Annotated in this window: 1 protein-coding gene and 1 pseudogene; one reads left to right on the top strand and one right to left on the bottom strand. The window is 49.8% G+C overall.

The annotated features are described in order from the left end of the window. Positions 1 to 182 (bottom strand): annotated as a pseudogene (locus tag B5F27_RS17080) (NAD(P)/FAD-dependent oxidoreductase); the annotation flags it as partial. A gap of 185 nt (positions 183 to 367) precedes the next feature. Here B5F27_RS17080 and B5F27_RS16290 point away from each other — a divergent pair. Continuing rightward, positions 368 to 914 (top strand): LysR family transcriptional regulator (locus tag B5F27_RS16290; RefSeq protein WP_242962226.1); only part of this gene is annotated, 547 nt, incomplete at its 3' end.

Below are 914 nucleotides of genomic sequence, written 5' to 3'. Positions count from 1 at the left end.
CGCTTTCCACGACTAACTGCGTAAATGCCTGCGCTGATACCCGCAGGGCCTGCTCCGATGATGATGATATCGTACATAGTCATACGCTTCCTTTCCATGTTACCGTCAAAAACAAACCAACAGCACAAAACCATTTTATGATCTGTTTCCGCTGGCTCTGCCGTGGGTACAAATCCGGCCATTCGCCGAACATTCTCCCGGAGAACATGCTGCAGTGCGCTCAGATCATTGATGTTTACACCTTGATTATAGCGCCAATCATTGATAAAATAAAATGCAGAATTGTTATACAGTTATAAACCCACGTAATAGGTGATATGTTATGCTGGCTCCTCGATGGAACACATTTCTTGTCTTGTGTGAGACCATGAATTATACCCGTGCTGCGGAGCGGCTTTGCCTCACTCAGCCCGCAGTAACCCACCACATTCACTACCTGGAAGATCACTATGGCTGCCGGCTCTTTATCTATGAGGGCAAAATCCTGCGGCTGACAGAAGCGGGTCTGAAGCTGCTTGAGTATACCCGTTCCCTGGCTTACAACAGCCGCAAGGCAGAAGAAGCCATGAAATCCCCTTCTCCGGTCTCTCTGCGGGTAGGAGCCTCCAAAACCATTGGAGAGTTCGTGATTGCGCCTCAGGTGAAACGCTTTTTGCAGGAACATCCCGAGGCTAATTTCTCTCTAACGGTAGATAATACCCAGACGCTGCTGCGGTCTTTGGAGTCCGGTCGGCTGGATTTCGTGCTGTTGGAAGGTTTTTTCGATCGCAGCCGGTACGATGCAACTTTATACCGAAAGGAACCCTTTTTCGGAGTATGTTCGCCAGATCATCATTTTGCAGGCAGAACGGTGGCTGTAGAGGAACTGGATGCAGAGCGCATTCTAATCCGAGAGCCCGGCTCGGGCACTCGAA

The sequence above is a fragment of the Faecalibacterium sp. An192 genome (genome assembly GCF_002160175.1).
Lineage (GTDB): Bacteria > Bacillota > Clostridia > Oscillospirales > Ruminococcaceae > Faecalibacterium.
This window is presented reverse-complemented; position numbering and strand designations above follow the sequence as displayed.